Here is a 16,520-nt window from a genome sequence, read left to right as displayed (position 1 = left end):
TGTGCCGTGCCGCGCACGGCGGCCGGAAGGACCGACGGGGTGCTACTCGCCGGTGAAGTCCGCCGCCGCGAGCAGCGCCGTATCCGGGTTGTCCGAGAAGATCCCGTCGATCCCGGTGGCGAAGTACGCGGCGAAGGCGCCGAACGCGTCGCCGTACGCGTTGGGGTCCGTACCGCGCCTGAAGTCGGCGGGCAGGAAGGTGTTCTCGTTGCGCATCGTGTACGGGTGGAGGATCAGGCCCTGTGCGTGCGCGTCGCGCACCAGGGTGGTGGGCGTGGTGAGCCGTCCCGCGGCGTCCTTGGGGATGACCAGGTCCAGGGTGGGGCCGATGCCCTGCGCGAAGGACGCCAGCCACTTCAGGCCCTCGGGCTTCACCAGGTCGTCGACCGTGCGCGGGTCGCCGGAGGTGACGAAGTCCCAGGGCTGGGAACCGGCGCCCGAGAGCAGCACGACACGCGGGGTGGCGACGAGCTTCGACAGCCGCTGGATGCTGCCGGGTTCGAAGGACTGGAGGATGAGCGGCGACTGTGCGCGGTGCCTGTGGTAGCGGCGCAGCAGCTTGGCGAGCGGCTCCTCCAGGCCGAGGCCCAGGCCGCGGAAGTAGGTGGGGTGCTTGGTCTCGACGTACAGCCAGACGGGCTTTCCGCGCTCGCGGCCCTCGCGTTCGGCCCAGCTCAGCACCTCCTCGAAGGTGGGGATCTCCCAACGGCCGTCGTACAGCGTGTTCTTCTGGCGGTTGCCGGGGATGCGCTCCTCGGCTCGCAGCGTCTTCAGCTCGGCAAGGGTGAAGTCCTCGGTGAACCAGCCGGTCAGTGGGGTGCCGTCGACCGTCTTCGTCGTCCGGCGGCTCGCGAACTCGGGGTGGGCCGCGACATCGGTGGTGGCGGTGATGTCGTTCTCGTGTCGGCATACGAGATGGCCGTCCCTGGTCGGGACCAGGTCCTGCTCGATGATGTGCGCGCCCATGTCGAGAGCCAGCTGGTAGGAGCCGAGCGTGTGCTCGGGGCGGTAGCCGCTGGTACCCCGGTGGCCGATGACGGTCGGCACCGGAAGATCGAGGCGGTGGCCGCCGTGCCCGGCCGGCTTCCGGCCGGGCTCCGCGGCCGCGTGCGCCGTTCCGGTGGCTCCGAGGGCGGCGGTCCCGAGTACCGCCGCGCCTGCGCCCATGACGGTCCGTCGTCCGGGGCCGGCCTGCGTACGCTCTGTCATTGATGCTCCTCGCATGTGATGTGCGGCACCTGTTCGGGCGAGGACCGAGCGTAGGCGGCGGCGCGGTCCGGACGGCGCCATCTGGACGAACATGGCGCAAACACAGGTCAACACCGTGTATCCGTGGAGTGAACCCGATGTGCGATCAGCGAGTACCCGCGAGTATCGTCCTCACCTGCATGGACCCTCTCAATCCGTCGCCTCGGCCGGCCCGGCCACTACACCGGAGGAACCGTTGTCCCGACTCGCACTCATCAAGGCAGTGCTCGGACCGATCCTGCGCCTGATGTTCCGCCCCCAGGTGGAAGGCGCCCAGAACATTCCGGGGACCGGGCCGGTGATCCTCGCGGGCAACCATCTGACGTTCATCGACTCGATGATCATGCCGATCTGCTGCGACCGGCCGGTGTTCTACATCGGCAAGGACGAGTACGTGACCGGCAAGGGCTTCAAGGGCCGGCTGATGGCGTGGTTCTTCACCGGCAGCGGCATGATCCCGGTGGACCGGGACGGCGGCCGGGGCGGCGTCGCGGCGCTGATGACGGGTCGTCGGGTGCTGGAGGAGGGCAAGGCCTTCGCGATCTACCCGGAGGGCACCCGCTCCCCCGACGGCCGCCTCTACCGCGGCCGGACGGGCATCGCGCGGCTGACGCTGATGACGGGTGCTCCGGTGGTGCCGTTCGCGATGATCGGTACGGACAAGCTGCAGCCGGGCGGCGCCGGCCTGCCGAGGCCCGGCAAGGTCACGGTCCGCTTCGGTGAGCCGATGGAGTTCTCGCGCTACGAGGGCATGGACCGCGACCGCTATGTGCTGCGGGCGGTGACGGACTCCGTGATGGCCGAGGTGATGCGGCTGTCCGGCCAGGAGTACGTCGACATGTACGCAACGAAGGCCAAGGCCGCCTGAACCGGAGCCCCACGGCACGGAACGAAGCGGCGGGAAGGGCCCGTACCCGGGCCGGTGGACACGGTGTCCCCGGTCGGCGGTACGGGCCCTTCGGCATGCCCGCACGCTCGTGCGGCGCGCGGCACTCCGGCTGCCCCGGGTTTCGATACGGCCCCGGAGCAGCCGGGCGGGGACGGGTGGTCACGGGCGGAACAGATCCCCGGGGCGCGGGCGGCGGGAAGTCCCTACTCGTGGACGATGCCCTCCTCCAGTTCCTGGCCGCGCAGCAGGAACCAGGCGGCGACCGCCGTCGCCATCAGAACGACCGCACCGATGGCCGAGGCGGCCCCCAGCCCGTCGACGAAGGCGTCCTGGGCGGAGGAGACCAGGGTCGTCGCCTGTTCCTCGGGCAGCACATGGGAGGCCTCGACCGCACCGCCGAGTGACTCATGGGCGGCTTCCGCGACATCGGGCGGGGTTCCGGCCGGGGCGGTGAATCCCTGGTAGACCCCGGTGACGATGGAGCCGAGCAGGGCGATGCCGAGAGCCGCGCCGAGCTCGTACGCCGTCTCGGAGACGGCGGACGCGGAACCGGCGTGCTCCTTCGGAACGCTGGAGAGGATCACGTCGGAGGTGACCGTGAAGGCGAAGCCCGCCCCCACGCCGACGACCAGCAGAAGGGCGCCGATCAGCGGATAGGCGGTGTCCTTGTGGACCGCGGCGACGGCGGCGAGTGCCAGGCCGATCCCGCCGAGCCCCCCGGCCACCACGGACCGTACGGAGAAGCGGCGGGCGGTCGTGCCGGCCAGCAGACCCGCGGTGACCGCGCCCACGGCCGCGGGCAGTTCGGCGAGTCCGGCCTCCAGCGGTCCGCGCCCCTGGACCAGTTGCAGGAACTGGGAGAGGAAGAAAACCAGGCCGGAGAGGCCGAGGATGGTCAGCAGATCGGCGAGGACCGCGCCGGAGAAGCCCCGGTGGTGGAAGAGCCGCATGTCGAGCAGGGGTGCGGGGAGCCGGAACTGTCTGCGTACGAACCAGACGAGTGCCGCGAGTCCGCCCACGCCCGCGAGCGCGACCTCCCAGCTTCCGCCGTGTGCGGCCAGCTCCTTGATGGCGTAGACGACCCCGATCATGCCGACCAGGGAGAGCGCCACGCTCAGCAGGTCCCACGGTCCGGGCGCCGGGTTCTTCGACTCGGGGATCATCTTGATCCCGACCACGACGAGTACGGCCATGACCGGCACGTTGATCAGGAAGACCGAGCCCCACCAGAAGTGCTCCAGGAGGAATCCGCCGACGACGGGCCCGACCGCCGCACCGGCCGACGCCATCGCTCCCCAGATGCCGATGGCGAGACTCCGCTCGCGGGGGTCGTGGAAGAGGTTGCGGATCAGGGCGAGGGTGGACGGCATCAGCGTGGCGCCGGCGACGCCGAGCAGGGCCCGCGCCAGGATCATCATCTCCGGCGAGTTCGCGTACGCGTTGAGCACCGAGACCGCGCCGAAGGCGGTGGCACCGCACAGCAGCAGCTTCTTGCGGCCGATGCGGTCGCCGAGGCTGCCCATCGAGACCAGGAGTCCGGCGATGACGAAGGAGTAGACGTCGCCGATCCAGAGCAGCTGGGTGCCGGTCGGTTCGAGGTCCTCGCTGAGGAACGGGGTCGCGAGCCCCAGCACGGTGGCGTCGATGGCCACCAGCAGCACCGCGAGCACGAGCACGGACAGCGCGATCCAGCGCCCGGGGCGGTACAGCTCGGGCGCGGGCTCCGGGGGCTGTTCGACGCTGCTCATTGCTCCACGCTCCGGCGTGCGCCGCCGAGCAGCAACTCGACGATCATGTACGGGAAGTCCTGTGCGGCGACCCGGCCCGCCTGAACGGCCCACGCGGCGCTGCTGATGAGCCCGTAGAGCGCTTCGGTGAGCCAGGCCGGGGTCAGGTCGAGGCGGATCTCGCCACGCTCCTGGCCGTACCGGAAGAACGCGGCCACCCGGGCGTCCAGCCGGTCCCAGCCCTCGTTCTGCTCATCGCCCTCGAAGAGCTGGTTCTCGGTCACGAGGAAGGAGAGCAGTCCGGCACTCGGCTCGATCGCCGCGACGAACCTGCGCAGCGCCTCCTCCGACGTCCCCTCGTCCAGCGCGGCGGCGTCGAGGGCTGCTTCGAACTCCTGGATACCCAGCCCCTCCAACGCCCTGACCAGGGCGTCCCGTCCGGCGAAGTGCCGGTGCAGAGTGGCGCGGCCGATGCCTGCGACCTTGGCGACCTCGTCCATGGTTGCCGTCGATTTGCGGGTCAGCAGGGCTGCGGCGCTGCGCAGAACCTGCTCACGATCAAGAGTCATGAGACGACACTAACCCATTTGAGACATCAACGTCTCACCGAAAAGAGGGTCGCGGCCCCCTGCGGAAGCGGGGACCATATCGGCATGAAGCCGCTGCTGCTGATCGACATCGACGGTCCGCTCAATCCGTACGCAGCGCTCTCCCGCCGCCGTGCGCCGGAGGGATACACCAGGCACCGCATGCGGCCGACGGGGTGGACCGACGGCCCGGCGCTGCCCGTTCTCCTCAATCCCGGACACGGCGGCAGGCTGCTCGCACTGACCGGCCGGTACGAGCTGGTCTGGGCGACCACCTGGAAGGACGAGGCGAACGAGTGGATCGGGCCGCGTCTCGGGCTGCCCCCGCTCCCGTACATCGACTGGCCGGACATGCACGGTTCCGCACCGGCCGGGACGTACTGGAAGACGCAGTACGTCGTGGAGTACGCGGCCGGGCGGCCGTTCGCATGGGTCGACGACGAGATCACCGACCGGGACCGGGCGTGGGTCGCGGGCCGGGGTGCGGGCGAGGAGAGTCTCCTGCTGCGGATCGATCCGCTGACCGGGCTGGAGCGGGCCGACTTCGACACGCTGGCAGCGTGGGCGGACGGCCGGGCCGGCGGCTGACCTCCGCGCCCGCGGTCTTCCGCCTCCCGCGTCATGCGCTGTGACCGCACTGACGTGGCGGAGCCGCCCGATGCGGCAGAGGTGCGGGGAGGACTCGGCTCGGTTCAGCTCCAGGGGAACGACGCACGGTGCCGCCAGTACGCCTCCGGTTCCTCCACCAGCGCCTCCAGCCGGGACCTGCGCTCCGCGTCGAGGTCGAGGACGGCCGCGTGGAGGTTGCCGGCGAGCTGGCCGACGGTCGCCGCGCCGGAGAGCACGACCCCGGCCCACGGCTGGTGAAGCACCAGCGCCAGGGCGACCGCGTCGCTGCCGAGCTCCTCCTCGTCGGCGATCTCCCGCATCACGGCGGGGGCCTCCGTGCCCGCGAGCCGGCCGTTGGCCATGGCTTCCTTGACGATGACGGTGAGCCCCGCGGCCCGGGCCTCGGCGAGCGCCGGTCCGGCCGAGGTCTCCAGCGCGTTGTAGGTGGCCTGGACCGTGCGGAAGAGAGGTTCGCCGTCCACCGTGACGGCGAGGGCGGCCCGGATCGCGTCCGCCTGGGCCGGTCCGCTGGTGGAGAGGCCGACACTGACCCCCTCGGCGGCGAGCTCGGCGAGCCGGGCGTGCAGCTCCTTGTCGGTGAGTGCCGGACTGTCTGCGGTCACCGAGTGGATCTGGTAGAGGTCGAGCCGGTCACCGAGCAGATTGGCGGTCTCGGCGCGCTGGCGCAGATAGGTGTCGAGGGTGTGGTCCTTGACCTCGTGCGCCTCGGCGTCGACGCTCCAGTCGGCCGTGTAGGTGTAGCCCCACTTGCTGCCGACGACGATGTCGCGGACCTCGGGCCGGGCGGTCAGCCAGTCGGCGAGGAACTCCTCGGAACGGCCGTAGGAGCGGGCGGTGTCGAAGTACCGGACACCCTGCGCGTAGGCCGCGTCCAGCAGTTCGTGCGTACGGGCGCGCAGCGCGTCGACGGTGCGCTCGCCGGGCAGGTCGCGCTCGCGGTGGAGGTTGATGTAACCGGGCCTGCCGACCGCTGCCAGGCCGAGCCCGATGTGGGCGGTCGGGGTGGTCGCGTCGGCAAGTCGGGCGAACGGCATCGCGGGCTCCTCGGTAGGCAGGACTCTCGGCTACCCCCAACGTAGCCCGCGATGCCCTTACGGCTACTTGCGCGCCGCCGCCCAGGCGTGCTGGGTCACCAGGTCGGCCTTGACCTCGGCCAGCTGGACGGCGACGGCCGACGGCGCCGTCCCACCGCGTCCGCTGCGGGAGGCGAGCGCACCGGCCACGTTGAGGACCGTGCGGACCTCGGGGGTGAGGTGTCCGGAGATCTTCGCGAACTGCTCGTCGGTCAGTTCGTCGAGCTCGATGCCGTGGCTCTCGCACTCCTTGACGCACTCGCCCGCGACCTCGTGGGCGACGCGGAACGGGACGCCCTTCTTGACCAGCCACTCGGCGATGTCGGTGGCGAGCGAGAAACCGGCCGGGGCCAGCTCCTCCATGCGCTCGCGGTTGACGGTGAGGGTGGCCATCATGCCCGTGAAGGCGGGGAGCAGGACTTCGAGCTGGTCGCAGGAGTCGAAGACCGGCTCCTTGTCCTCCTGGAGGTCGCGGTTGTACGCGAGCGGCAGGGCCTTGAGCGTGGCCATGAGACCGGTCAGGTTGCCGATGAGCCGCCCGGACTTGCCCCGTGCCAGTTCGGCGATGTCGGGGTTCTTCTTCTGCGGCATGATCGAGGAACCGGTGGAGAAGGCGTCGTGCAGGGTGACGAAGGAGAACTCCTTCGTGTTCCAGATGATGATCTCCTCGGCGATCCGGGAGAGGTTGACGCCGATCATCGCGGTGATGAACGCGAACTCGGCGACGAAGTCCCGCGAGGCCGTTCCGTCGATGGAGTTGCCCACCGAGCCTCGCTCGAACCCGAGGTCGGCGGCGACCGCCTCCGGGTCGAGCCCGAGCGAAGAGCCGGCGAGCGCGCCGGAACCGTACGGCGAGACCGCGGTCCGCTCGTCCCACTGCCGCAGCCGCTCGGCGTCCCGGGACAGGGGCTGCACATGGGCCAGGACATGGTGGGCGAAGAGCACCGGCTGGGCGTGCTGAAGGTGGGTGCGGCCGGGCATGGCCACGTCCGGGTGAGCCTCGGCGAGACCGACGAGGGCGTCCTGGAGCTCGGCGATCAGGCCGCCGATGATGCGGGCGTGGTCGCGCAGGTACATCCGGAAGAGCGTGGCGATCTGGTCGTTGCGGGACCGTCCGGCCCGCAGCTTGCCGCCGAGGTCGGGACCGAGGCGCTCCAGCAGTCCGCGCTCCAGCGCGGTGTGGACGTCCTCGTCGGCGATGGTGCCGGTGAAGGAGCCGTCCGCGACATCGGCTTCCAGCTGGTCGAGCCCGGCGGTCATCCGCTTCAGCTCGTCCTCGGTGAGCAGGCCCGCCTTGTTGAGGACGCGCGCGTGGGCGCGGGAGCCGGCGATGTCGTACGGCGCGAGCCGCCAGTCGAAGTGGACGGACGCGGACAGCCTGGCCAGCGCCTCGGCCGGACCGTCCGCGAAGCGGGCGCCCCAGAGACGTACGTCGCCGTTGCCGTTGCCGTTGCTCACTGCGTGCTCCTCGGAAGAACCAGGGGGTTGGATGTGCGACCGCCTCCCCGCGCGCGGGGAACACCCGGTTACGGATACCTGCTCACGGCGCGATCCACGGTGCAGCCACTGCCGCAATCACTATCAGGCATAACTATGCGATGCTCTGTATGGTTTGTCAAAGCTGCGCGGGAGCGGTCCCGTCACGGGCCCTGCGCTCCCGAGCGAGCGCACACCTCCTGGCCCACGGGTCCGCTGGGCCGTACGGAGCAGGCCCGCGGGCGCCCCGGCGGCGGCCCGTCTACGGTCCGGTCCATGCGCGGAATTCTGGTGACCGGTTCGGTCCTGCTCACTCTCGCCGGCCTCGTGGGAGCCCGGCCCCCGGCAGCGGCCCCGCTGCCGGGGCGGCTGGCCGACACGGGCGGCGGCAGCCAGCTCATCACGGCCGAGGCACCCTCCACCGCCTCCACCACGGGCACCGTCACCTGGTGGAGTCTGCGGGCCGGCCGCTGGGTGGCGGCCGGGTCGGCGCCGGCCCGCTTCGGTGCGAACGGGCTGACCGAGGGCGCTTCGCGCAAGCAGGGCACCGACACCACACCCACCGGGCTGTACGACCTGCCGTACGCCTTCGGGATCGCGGCGGCCCGGCCCGGGACGCGCTACCCGTATCGCCGGGTCGGTGACCGGTCATGGTGGTGCCAGGACACCGAGGCGCGCGCCTACAACCGGTGGGCCGAGCCCCGGCCCGCCGACTGCCGGGCGGCCGAGGCCGAGCACCTGATCACGTATCCGGCGCAGTACGCCCGCGCCCTCGTCGTCGGGTTCAACTACGACCGGCCCGTACGGGGCCGCGGTGCCGGGATCTTCCTGCACGTCAACGGGCGCGGAGCGACCGCCGGCTGTGTCTCGGTGCCGGCGGCCGCGATGGACCGGATCCTGGCCTGGGCCGATCCGGCCCGCCGTCCGCACATCGCGATCGGCACCCGCTCGGGCACGACCGCGATCACGCGCTACTGACCGGCCGTCAGCGGTCGTTCTGGGCGAGCCGCAGCAGATGGTCGGCGAGCGCCTGCCCGCCGGCCGGGTCACGGCTGATCAGCATGAGCGTGTCGTCCCCGGCGATCGTGCCGAGGATGTCGTGCAGCTCGGCCTGGTCGATCGCCGAGGCGAGGAACTGGGCGGCGCCCGGAGGCGTACGCAGCACGACGAGGTTGGCCGACGCCTCCGCCGAGATCAGCAGTTCGGCGGAGAGGCGGCGCATCCGCTCCTCCTTGGCGGACCCGCCCAGCGGTGCCTGCGGGGTACGGAATCCGCCCTCGCTCGGCACCGCGTAGATCAGCTCGCCACCGGTGTTGCGGATCTTCACCGCGCCCAGTTCGTCGAGATCCCGGGAGAGCGTCGCCTGGGTGACGCTCAGTCCGTCGTCCGCGAGGAGCTTGGCCAGCTGGCTCTGTGAGCGCACCGGCTGCCGGTTCAGGATGTCCACGATCCGGCGGTGGCGTGCGGTGCGGGTCTGCGGCACGGACGGCCCTCCGTGCTCGGAATCCTGCGCCTCGGTCATCGTCGTCGCCTCATTCCCCGGTGTGTCCCTCTCCGGATCGTCCGTTCCCGTAAGCCGCGTCGAGAGCGCCGGGCAGCGCCTGGAGGAACGCGTCCACCTCCGCCTCACCGATGATCAGCGGCGGCATCAGCCGTACGACATCGGGCGCGGGTGCGTTCACCAGGATTCCGGCTCCCTGAGCCGCCTGCTGCACCTGGGGTGCGAGTGGCTCGGTGAGCACGATACCCAGCAGCAGACCGGAGCCGCGGACGTGGGAGACCAGGGGGTGCCCCAGGCCCTCCACGCCGTTGCGGATCTTCTCACCGAGCCGCTTCACACTGTCCAGCACGCCGTCGGCGGCCAGGGTGTCCAGGACCGCGAGACCGGCGGCACAGGCGACCGGGTTGCCGCCGAACGTCGTGCCGTGGTGACCCGGCGCGAGCAGGTCGGCCGCCTCGCCGAACGCCACGACGGCACCGATCGGCAGTCCGCCGCCGAGCCCCTTGGCGAGGGTGACCAGATCCGGCTCCACGCCCTGGTGCGCCTGGTGCTCGAACCAGGTGCCGCAGCGGCCGATCCCGGTCTGCACCTCGTCGAGGACGAGCAGGGTGCCGGTGGCGCGGGTGATCTCCCGGGCCGCCTCCAGATACCCCTTGGGCGGTACGACCACACCGTTCTCGCCCTGGACGGGCTCGATGATCAGCAGCGCGGTGTCGGTGGTCACCGCGGCCCGCAGTGCCTCGGCGTCCCCGTAGGGGACATGGGTGACGTCGCCGGGCAGCGGCAGGAAGGGGTCGCGCTTCTTGGGCTGGCCGGTGAGGGCGAGGGCGCCCATGGTCCGGCCGTGGAAGCCGCCGTCGGTGGCGACCATGTGAGTGCGGCCGGTCAGCCGGCCGATCTTGAACGCCGCTTCGTTGGCCTCCGCACCCGAGTTGCAGAAGTAGACCCTGCCGGTGCGGCCGAAGAGCTGGAGCAGCCGTTCGGCGAGTGCCACGGGCGGCTCGGCGATGAAGAGGTTGGAGACATGACCGAGGGAGGCGATCTGGGTGGAGACCGCCTCGACGACGGCGGGGTGGGCGTGTCCCAGTGCGTTCACCGCGATACCGCCGACGAAGTCGAGGTACTCGGTACCGTCGGCGTCCCACACACGGGCGCCTGCGCCGCGCACGAGGGACAGCTTCGGGGTGCCGTAGTTGTCCATCAGCGCGGTCTGCCAGCGCTGCGAGAGCTCGGCGTTGGTCATGCTTCCCCCTGTGCGTCGGGCACGACCATCGTGCCGATTCCCTCGTCGGTGAAGATCTCCAGCAGGATCGAGTGCTGGACCCGTCCGTCGATGACACGAGCGGTCTGCACGCCGTTGCGCACGGCGTGCAGGCAGCCCTGCATCTTGGGCACCATGCCGCTGGAGAGTTCCGGCAGGAGCGTCTCCAGTTCGGTGGCGGTGAGGCGGCTGATCACGTCGTCGCTGTTGGGCCAGTCCTCGTAGAGGCCCTCCACATCGGTGAGGACCATCAGGGTCTCGGCGTTCAGCGCGGCCGCGAGAGCGGCGGCCGCGGTGTCGGCGTTGACGTTGTAGACGTGATTGTCCTCCGCCGAACGGGCGATGGAGGAGATGACGGGGATACGGCCGTCGTCCAGCAGCGCCTGGATGGCCCCGGTGTCGATGGCGGTGATCTCACCGACCCGGCCGATGTCGACGGCCTCGCCGTCGATCACCGGGCGGTACTGGACTGCGGTGATGGTGTGCGCGTCCTCGCCGGTCATGCCGACGGCGAGCGGGCCGTGCTGGTTGAGCAGGCCGACGAGCTCGCGCTGGACCTGTCCGGCGAGCACCATCCGTACGACGTCCATCGCCTCGGGCGTGGTGACGCGCAGCCCGGCTTTGAACTCGCTGACCAGGCCCTGCTTGTCGAGCTGGGCGCTGATCTGCGGGCCGCCGCCGTGCACGACGACGGGCTTGAGGCCCGCGTGCCGCAGAAAGACGATGTCCTGGGCGAAGGCCGCCTTCAGATCCTCGTCGATCATGGCGTTGCCGCCGAACTTGATGACGACGGTCTTGCCGTTGTGCTGGGTCAGCCAGGGCAGGGCCTCGATGAGGATCTGCGCCTTCGGGAGTGCGGTGTGCTTCCGCGCGGTGGTCATGAGCTGTACGCGCTGTTCTCGTGGACGTAGTCCGCGGTGAGGTCGTTGGCCCAGATGACGGCCGACTCGGTGCCCGCGGCAAGGTCGGCGGTGATCTTGACCTCGCGGTAGCGCATGTCGACGAGGTCGCGGTCCTCGCCGACTCCCCCGTTCTTGCAGACCCAGACGCCGTTGATGGCGACGTTCAGCTCGTCCGGCTCGAAGGCCGCCTTCGTCGTGCCGATGGCGGACAGCACCCGGCCCCAGTTGGGGTCCTCACCGTGGATGGCGCACTTGAGGAGGTTGTTACGGGCGATGGAACGGCCCACCTCGACGGCGTCGTCCTCCGTCGCCGCGTTCACGACCTCGATGCGGATGTCCTTGGACGCACCCTCGGCGTCGCCGATCAGCTGCCGGGCGAGGTCGTCGCAGACGGTCCGTACGGCCTCGGCGAACTCCCCCTGCTCCGGGGTGATGCCGCTGGCTCCGGAGGCCAGCAGGAGCACGGTGTCGTTGGTGGACATGCAGCCGTCGGAGTCGACCCGGTCGAAGGTGGTCCGGGTGGCATCCCGCAGCGCGGTGTCGAGGGCGGGGGCGGCGACGTCGGCGTCGGTGGTGAGGACGACGAGCATCGTGGCCAGGCCGGGGGCGAGCATGCCCGCGCCCTTGGCCATGCCGCCGACGGTCCAGCCCGCGCCGCCGGCCACGGCCGTCTTGTGCACGGTGTCGGTGGTCTTGATCGCGATGGCGGCCTTCTCGCCGCCGTGCTCGCTCAGGGCCGCCGCGGCCTTCTCGATGCCGGGCAGCAGCTTGTCCATGGGGAGCAGCAGGCCGATGAGCCCGGTGGAGGCGACGGCGATCTCGCCCGCGCTGTGCCCCTCCAGCACCTCGGCGGCCTTCTCGGCGGTGGCGTGGGTGTCCTGGAAGCCCCGCGGACCCGTACAGGCGTTGGCGCCACCGGAGTTGAGGACGACGGCACTGACCTCGCCGCCCTTGAGGACCTGCTCCGACCAGAGGACCGGAGCGGCCTTGACACGGTTGGAGGTGAAGACGCCCGCGGCGGCGCGACGCGGACCGTTGTTGACCACGAGGGCCAGGTCCGGGTTGCCGCTGTCCTTGATTCCGGCGGCGATGCCGGCCGCCGAGAATCCCTGTGCTGCCGTGACGCTCACGGTGCCACTCCGATCGTGGAAAGTCCGGTGTCCTCGGGGAGTCCGAGGGCGATGTTCATGCTCTGCAGGGCGCCGCCCGCAGTGCCCTTGGCGAGGTTGTCGATGGCGCTGATCACAATGATCCGGCCGGCGGCCTCGTCGTGGGCGACCTGGATCTGTACGGCGTTGGAGCCGTACACGGCGGCCGTCGCGGGCCACTGCCCCTCGGGGAGCAGATCGACGAACGGCTCGTCCGCGAAGGCCTTCTCGTACGCGGCGCGCAGCGAATCGCCGCTCACGCCCGGCTTCGCCTTGGCACTGCACGTGGCGAGGATGCCGCGGGGCATCGGGGCGAGAGTGGGGGTGAAGGACACGGTGACCGGTTCGCCCGCGGCGGCGCTGAGGTTCTGGATCATCTCGGGCGTGTGCCGGTGGGCGCCGCCGACGCCGTACGGCGACATGTTGCCCATCACCTCGGAGCCGAGCAGATGCGGCTTGGCCGCCTTGCCCGCGCCGGAGGTCCCGGAGGCGGCGACGATCACGGCCTCGGGCTCGGCGAGCTGGGCCGCGTACGCCGGAAAGAGCGCGAGCGATACGGCGGTCGGGTAGCAGCCGGGCACCGCGACGCGCTTGCTCCCCGCCAGTGCGGCCCGTCCCCCGGGCAGCTCGGGCAGGCCGTAGGGCCACGTGCCCGCATGCGGCGAGGCGTAGAACTTCTCCCAGTCCGCCGCGTCCTTGAGCCGGAAGTCGGCCCCCATGTCGACCACGAGCACCTCGTCGCCGAGCTGCTCCGCCACTGCGGCGGACTGGCCGTGCGGCAGCGCAAGGAAGACCACGTCGTGCCCGGCGAGCACCTCGGCGGTGGTCGGCTGGAGCACGCGGTCGGCCAGCGGTCGCAGGTGCGGTTGCAGGGCGCCGAGGGGTTGTCCCGCGTTGGAGTTCGCGGTGAGGGCCCCGATCTCCACCTCGGGGTGGACCAGCAGAAGGCGGAGCAGCTCCCCGCCGGCGTATCCGCTTGCCCCTGCCACTGCTGCACGTACCGCCATCGAAATCCTCCTCGTCGATGGCATGACTATACGCATAGCCGCAGTTTTATGCAAAGACTTACGGTCATCGGCCCCACTGGGAGCCGCCGCATACGCAGGTGCGGCGCCCCAGCTCAGGTACGGCGTCCCCGCCGCTCACGAACACCGGTGAAATCACCGATGCCGCCCGCGCCTCGCGCCCCGACGCTGATCCAAGCAGTCATCCGCATCCCCGTCTCCCCCACATCGTTGTCAGGAGTGCCCCATGCGTCGTCGTTCCCCCCGCCGGCTTCTCGGCGTTCTCGCGGCCACCGCGGTCGCGTTCACCCTGTTCGGCTCGGCGTCGACGGCCGGCGCGGCCGAGACCACGGCCGTCTCCACCGGACAGGCCGCGCAGGCCGCCGTTCAGCCCCTGTCGACCAGCACCCCGGTCGTCTTCGTCCACGGGTACACCGGCAATGCCTCCAACTGGGTCACCGCCAAGAGCGTCTTCCAGCTCAACGGCTGGTCCAGCTCCAAGCTCTTCGCCTACGAGTACAACTCGTACGGCAACAACATCACCAACGCGCAGGGGCTCGCGACCTTCGTCAACAACGTGAAGTCGCAGACCGGGGCGCGCAAGGTCGCCATCGTCAACCATTCGATGGGCGGCCTCGTCAGCCAGTACTACCTGAAGGTCCTGGGCGGAAACACCAGCGTCAGCCACCTGGCGTCCATCGCCGGCGCGAACCACGGCACCACGTTCGCCGGCGCCTGCCTGATCTACACGACCTGTCAGCAGATGTACCCGGGCTCGTCGTACATCTCCCAGATCTCCTCCGGTGACGAGACGCCGGGCGACACCGCGTACGCAACCTGGTACTCGGCGTGCGACGGCGTCATCCTCCCGTACACCAGCACCAGGCTGAGCGGCGCGACGAACCACAACGTGGCCTGCCAGACCCACATCGGCTACCTGGCGGACACCATCGTGCTGGGCCAGATCGCGCGCTTCGTCGCCTCCTGACCCGCCGCACGGAACCGGTGTCCCGTCCACGCCCTCACGGGTGCCGGGGACGGGACACCGGCCGTGCCCAGCGGCGCCGCTTCCCGGCTCCCGGCTCCCGGCTCCCGGCTCCCGGCTCCCGGCTCCCGGCGAGAGGCTCAGGGTCCGCCGGTGACGGTGCCGTCGCTCATCTCCAGCCGGGTGCCGCTGAACCCCTTCCGCATCCGGCGGTCGTGAGTGACCAGCACCAGTGCGCCCGCGTAACCGGCCAGCGCCGCCTCCAGCTCCTCCACGAGAACCGGCGAGAGGTGGTTGGTGGGCTCGTCCAGCAGGAGCAGGTCAACCGGCTCACTGACCAGCCGGGCGAGTTCGATGCGGCGCCGCTGGCCGTACGAGAGTTCCCCGACGCGCAGACGCAGGTCGGCCGGCTCGAACAGGCCGAGCGACAGCAGCCGGTCGGCGTGCCCGTCCCGGTCGCCGGGCCGGCCGTGGGCGTACGCCGCGAGTACGGTCAGGCCCGGCGGCCACGGAGTCTCCTCCTGCCGCAGATGCCCTACCCGCCCGCGCACGCCCACGGCGCCCGTGTCCGGCCGGAGTTCCCCGGCCAGGACCCGCAGCAGGGTGCTCTTGCCCGCGCCGTTGGGGCCGGTGACCAGCAACCGCTCGGCCGGTCCGATGCGCAGCTCCGGCACCTTCAGCCGGTCCCCGACGACCACACCGCCGAGCACCGCGGCCGGCGCCTCGCCCGGCCCGTCGGCGGTGGCGATACGGGGCTTGAAGGACAGCCGGTCCGGCGGCGGAACCACCGGGTTCGCGGTGAGTCGGTCGACCCGTTCCTTGGCGTTGCGGATACGGCTCATCGCGCCGTGGGCGCGCCCGCGCGCACGGAACGCACCGGCCCCGGAGCCGGGTTTCTCCAGCTTGCGCGGGATGGCGCCCAGGCGGACGGCGTTCGACTCGGCCGACCGGCGGCTGCGGTCGAGTTCGGCCCGCCACTCCTCGTACCGTTCCCGGCGCCGCCGGCGTTCGGTGGCCTTGGCCGTGAGGTATCCGGCGTAGCCGTTGCCGTGGCGGGAGACTCGCCCGCCGTCGACCTCCAGGACCGTGGCGGTGATCCGCTCCAGGAACACCCGGTCATGGGTGACCGCGACGACCGTTCCGCGATGGGCTCGCAGATGATCCTCCAGCCAGCCGACCGCCCGGTCGTCGAGGTCGTTGGTCGGCTCGTCCAGCAGCAGCAGTTCGGGGCGGGAGGCGAGTGCCGCGGCCAGCGCCAGCCGTGCCCGCTCACCGCCGGAGAGCGTGCCCAGCGGCCGGTCCCGGGACAGCCGCGGCAGGCCGAGTCCGTGCATCGCGGTGTCCACCCGGGTTTCGGCACCGTAGCCTTCGCGCGCCTCGTACCGCTCGGTCAGGCGCGCGTACGCGCTGAGGGCCGCCGTCTGCTCCGGGCCGGGAGGTGCTTCGGCCAGCGCGGCCCCGGCCCGGCGCATCCCGGACTCCAGGTCGCGCAGCTCCCGCAGTGCCAGGTCGACGGCGTCCTGGACCGTGGCCCGCGGAGTCAGCGCGATGGCCTGGGCGAGATACCCCGTCCCGCCGGGCGCGACGACGGACACCTCGCCCGCGTCGGGCCGTTCCTCGCCCGCGAGGAGACGGAGCAGGGTGGACTTGCCCGCCCCGTTGTCGCCGACGACGCCGGCCTTCTCGCCGGGGGCGAGGCTGAACGAGACCTGTCGGAGCACGGTGCGGTCGCCGTAACGCTTGGTGACATCGTGCAGGGAGAGTTGTGCGGAGTGTGCTGGGTGCATGCGTGAGCCCCTGTTCTCGGCCGGGCCGGCAGAACGGATTCGAGGACGGATCGGCACCACGACGGCGGAGCTGAGCTCTACGCGGTCGTGGGCGGGGCGATCACAGCGTTCCCATGGGGAAGAAGGTACGCGGGGTCCGGGCGGCCGTCATCCGCTTTTAGGGCCGCCGGTCTCTCGGGCGCCGGCGGCTGAAACGTCGTGTGGGGGGGGTGCGGGGCCCGGGGGGGGGCCGGGTACCCACCCCCCCGCACCGGTGGATGTGTTTGACTGGGCGGGCGACGGGAGGGACGGTTGCGGGCCGG

Annotated in this window: 15 protein-coding genes; 4 read left to right on the top strand and 11 right to left on the bottom strand. The window is 71.2% G+C overall.

All coding sequences use genetic code 11. From position 1 onward, the window contains the following. Positions 1-42 precede the first annotated feature (42 nt). The gene (locus tag ACZ4LX_RS23205) at positions 43-1,209 is read right to left on the bottom strand and encodes a glycerophosphodiester phosphodiesterase (protein ID WP_467648240.1); all 1,167 of its coding nucleotides are present in this window, start codon (positions 1,207-1,209) and stop codon (positions 43-45) included. 235 nt (positions 1,210-1,444) lie between these two features. On the opposite strand from ACZ4LX_RS23205, the gene ACZ4LX_RS23200 reads away from it, so the two are divergent. Continuing rightward, complete coding sequence (locus ACZ4LX_RS23200; RefSeq protein WP_467648237.1) at positions 1,445-2,116, top strand: lysophospholipid acyltransferase family protein; 672 nt, start codon at positions 1,445-1,447, stop codon at positions 2,114-2,116. Between the two features lie 224 nt (positions 2,117-2,340). On the opposite strand, the gene ACZ4LX_RS23195 is transcribed toward ACZ4LX_RS23200, so the two are convergent. Then, a complete protein-coding gene (locus tag ACZ4LX_RS23195; RefSeq protein WP_467648234.1) occupies positions 2,341-3,885 on the bottom strand; it encodes an MFS transporter in 1,545 nt (514 codons plus the stop codon). Further along, a complete protein-coding gene (locus tag ACZ4LX_RS23190) occupies positions 3,882-4,433 on the bottom strand; it encodes a TetR/AcrR family transcriptional regulator (RefSeq protein WP_467648231.1) in 552 nt (183 codons plus the stop codon). Before ACZ4LX_RS23190 ends, ACZ4LX_RS23195 begins: the two co-directional genes overlap by 4 nt. Positions 4,434-4,517: 84 nt before the next feature. Between ACZ4LX_RS23190 and ACZ4LX_RS23185 the strand changes: the two genes are divergently transcribed. Continuing rightward, on the top strand, positions 4,518-5,039 hold the full coding sequence (locus ACZ4LX_RS23185; protein WP_467648229.1) for an HAD domain-containing protein: 522 nt from the start codon (positions 4,518-4,520) through the stop codon (positions 5,037-5,039). A 104-nt stretch (positions 5,040-5,143) separates the two neighbouring features. Here ACZ4LX_RS23185 and ACZ4LX_RS23180 read toward each other — a convergent pair whose 3' ends face one another. Together ACZ4LX_RS23180 and argH are read right to left on the bottom strand one after the other, a co-directional pair. Further along, positions 5,144-6,115, bottom strand: coding sequence for an aldo/keto reductase (locus ACZ4LX_RS23180; RefSeq protein WP_467648227.1), 972 nt, complete (start codon positions 6,113-6,115; stop codon positions 5,144-5,146). A gap of 63 nt (positions 6,116-6,178) precedes the next feature. Beyond that, the gene (gene argH, locus ACZ4LX_RS23175) at positions 6,179-7,612 is read right to left on the bottom strand and encodes an argininosuccinate lyase (RefSeq protein WP_467648224.1); all 1,434 of its coding nucleotides are present in this window, start codon (positions 7,610-7,612) and stop codon (positions 6,179-6,181) included. 294 nt (positions 7,613-7,906) lie between these two features. Here argH and ACZ4LX_RS23170 point away from each other — a divergent pair, with 294 nt between their 5' ends. Then, on the top strand, positions 7,907-8,608 hold the full coding sequence (locus tag ACZ4LX_RS23170; RefSeq protein ID WP_467648220.1) for a L,D-transpeptidase family protein: 702 nt from the start codon (positions 7,907-7,909) through the stop codon (positions 8,606-8,608). Positions 8,609-8,615: 7 nt separating this feature from the next. Here ACZ4LX_RS23170 and ACZ4LX_RS23165 read toward each other — a convergent pair whose 3' ends face one another. Genes ACZ4LX_RS23165 through argC form a run of 5 tightly spaced genes read right to left on the bottom strand, consistent with a single transcriptional unit; the run spans position 8,616 to position 13,449 of the window. Continuing rightward, positions 8,616-9,152: an arginine repressor gene (locus tag ACZ4LX_RS23165; RefSeq protein ID WP_363072269.1), complete on the bottom strand. Its 537-nt coding sequence runs from the start codon at positions 9,150-9,152 to the stop codon at positions 8,616-8,618. A 10-nt stretch (positions 9,153-9,162) separates the two neighbouring features. Next, complete coding sequence (locus tag ACZ4LX_RS23160) at positions 9,163-10,374, bottom strand: acetylornithine transaminase (RefSeq protein ID WP_467648216.1); 1,212 nt, start codon at positions 10,372-10,374, stop codon at positions 9,163-9,165. Beyond that, positions 10,371-11,273, bottom strand: a complete 903-nt coding sequence (gene argB, locus ACZ4LX_RS23155) for an acetylglutamate kinase (RefSeq protein ID WP_467648213.1) — start codon at positions 11,271-11,273, stop codon at positions 10,371-10,373. Before argB ends, ACZ4LX_RS23160 begins: the two co-directional genes overlap by 4 nt. Beyond that, complete coding sequence (argJ, locus tag ACZ4LX_RS23150; protein ID WP_467648210.1) at positions 11,270-12,424, bottom strand: bifunctional glutamate N-acetyltransferase/amino-acid acetyltransferase ArgJ; 1,155 nt, start codon at positions 12,422-12,424, stop codon at positions 11,270-11,272. The genes argB and argJ overlap by 4 nt, the downstream gene beginning before the upstream one ends. Then, positions 12,421-13,449, bottom strand: a complete 1,029-nt coding sequence (gene argC / locus ACZ4LX_RS23145; protein ID WP_467648207.1) for an N-acetyl-gamma-glutamyl-phosphate reductase — start codon at positions 13,447-13,449, stop codon at positions 12,421-12,423. The genes argJ and argC overlap by 4 nt, the downstream gene beginning before the upstream one ends. Positions 13,450-13,693: 244 nt before the next feature. On the opposite strand from argC, the gene ACZ4LX_RS23140 reads away from it, so the two are divergent. Then, complete coding sequence (locus tag ACZ4LX_RS23140; RefSeq protein ID WP_467648202.1) at positions 13,694-14,434, top strand: esterase/lipase family protein; 741 nt, start codon at positions 13,694-13,696, stop codon at positions 14,432-14,434. 137 nt (positions 14,435-14,571) lie between these two features. Here ACZ4LX_RS23140 and ACZ4LX_RS23135 read toward each other — a convergent pair whose 3' ends face one another. Then, the gene (locus tag ACZ4LX_RS23135; protein ID WP_467648197.1) at positions 14,572-16,218 is read right to left on the bottom strand and encodes a TlrC/CarA/OleB/SrmB family ABC-F type ribosomal protection protein; all 1,647 of its coding nucleotides are present in this window, start codon (positions 16,216-16,218) and stop codon (positions 14,572-14,574) included. Positions 16,219-16,520 lie beyond the last annotated feature (302 nt).

The organism is Streptomyces sp. NPDC026062, assembly GCF_055568375.1.
The sequence above is the reverse complement of the archived record's forward strand: the minus strand, read 5'-3'. Positions and strand labels throughout refer to the sequence as shown.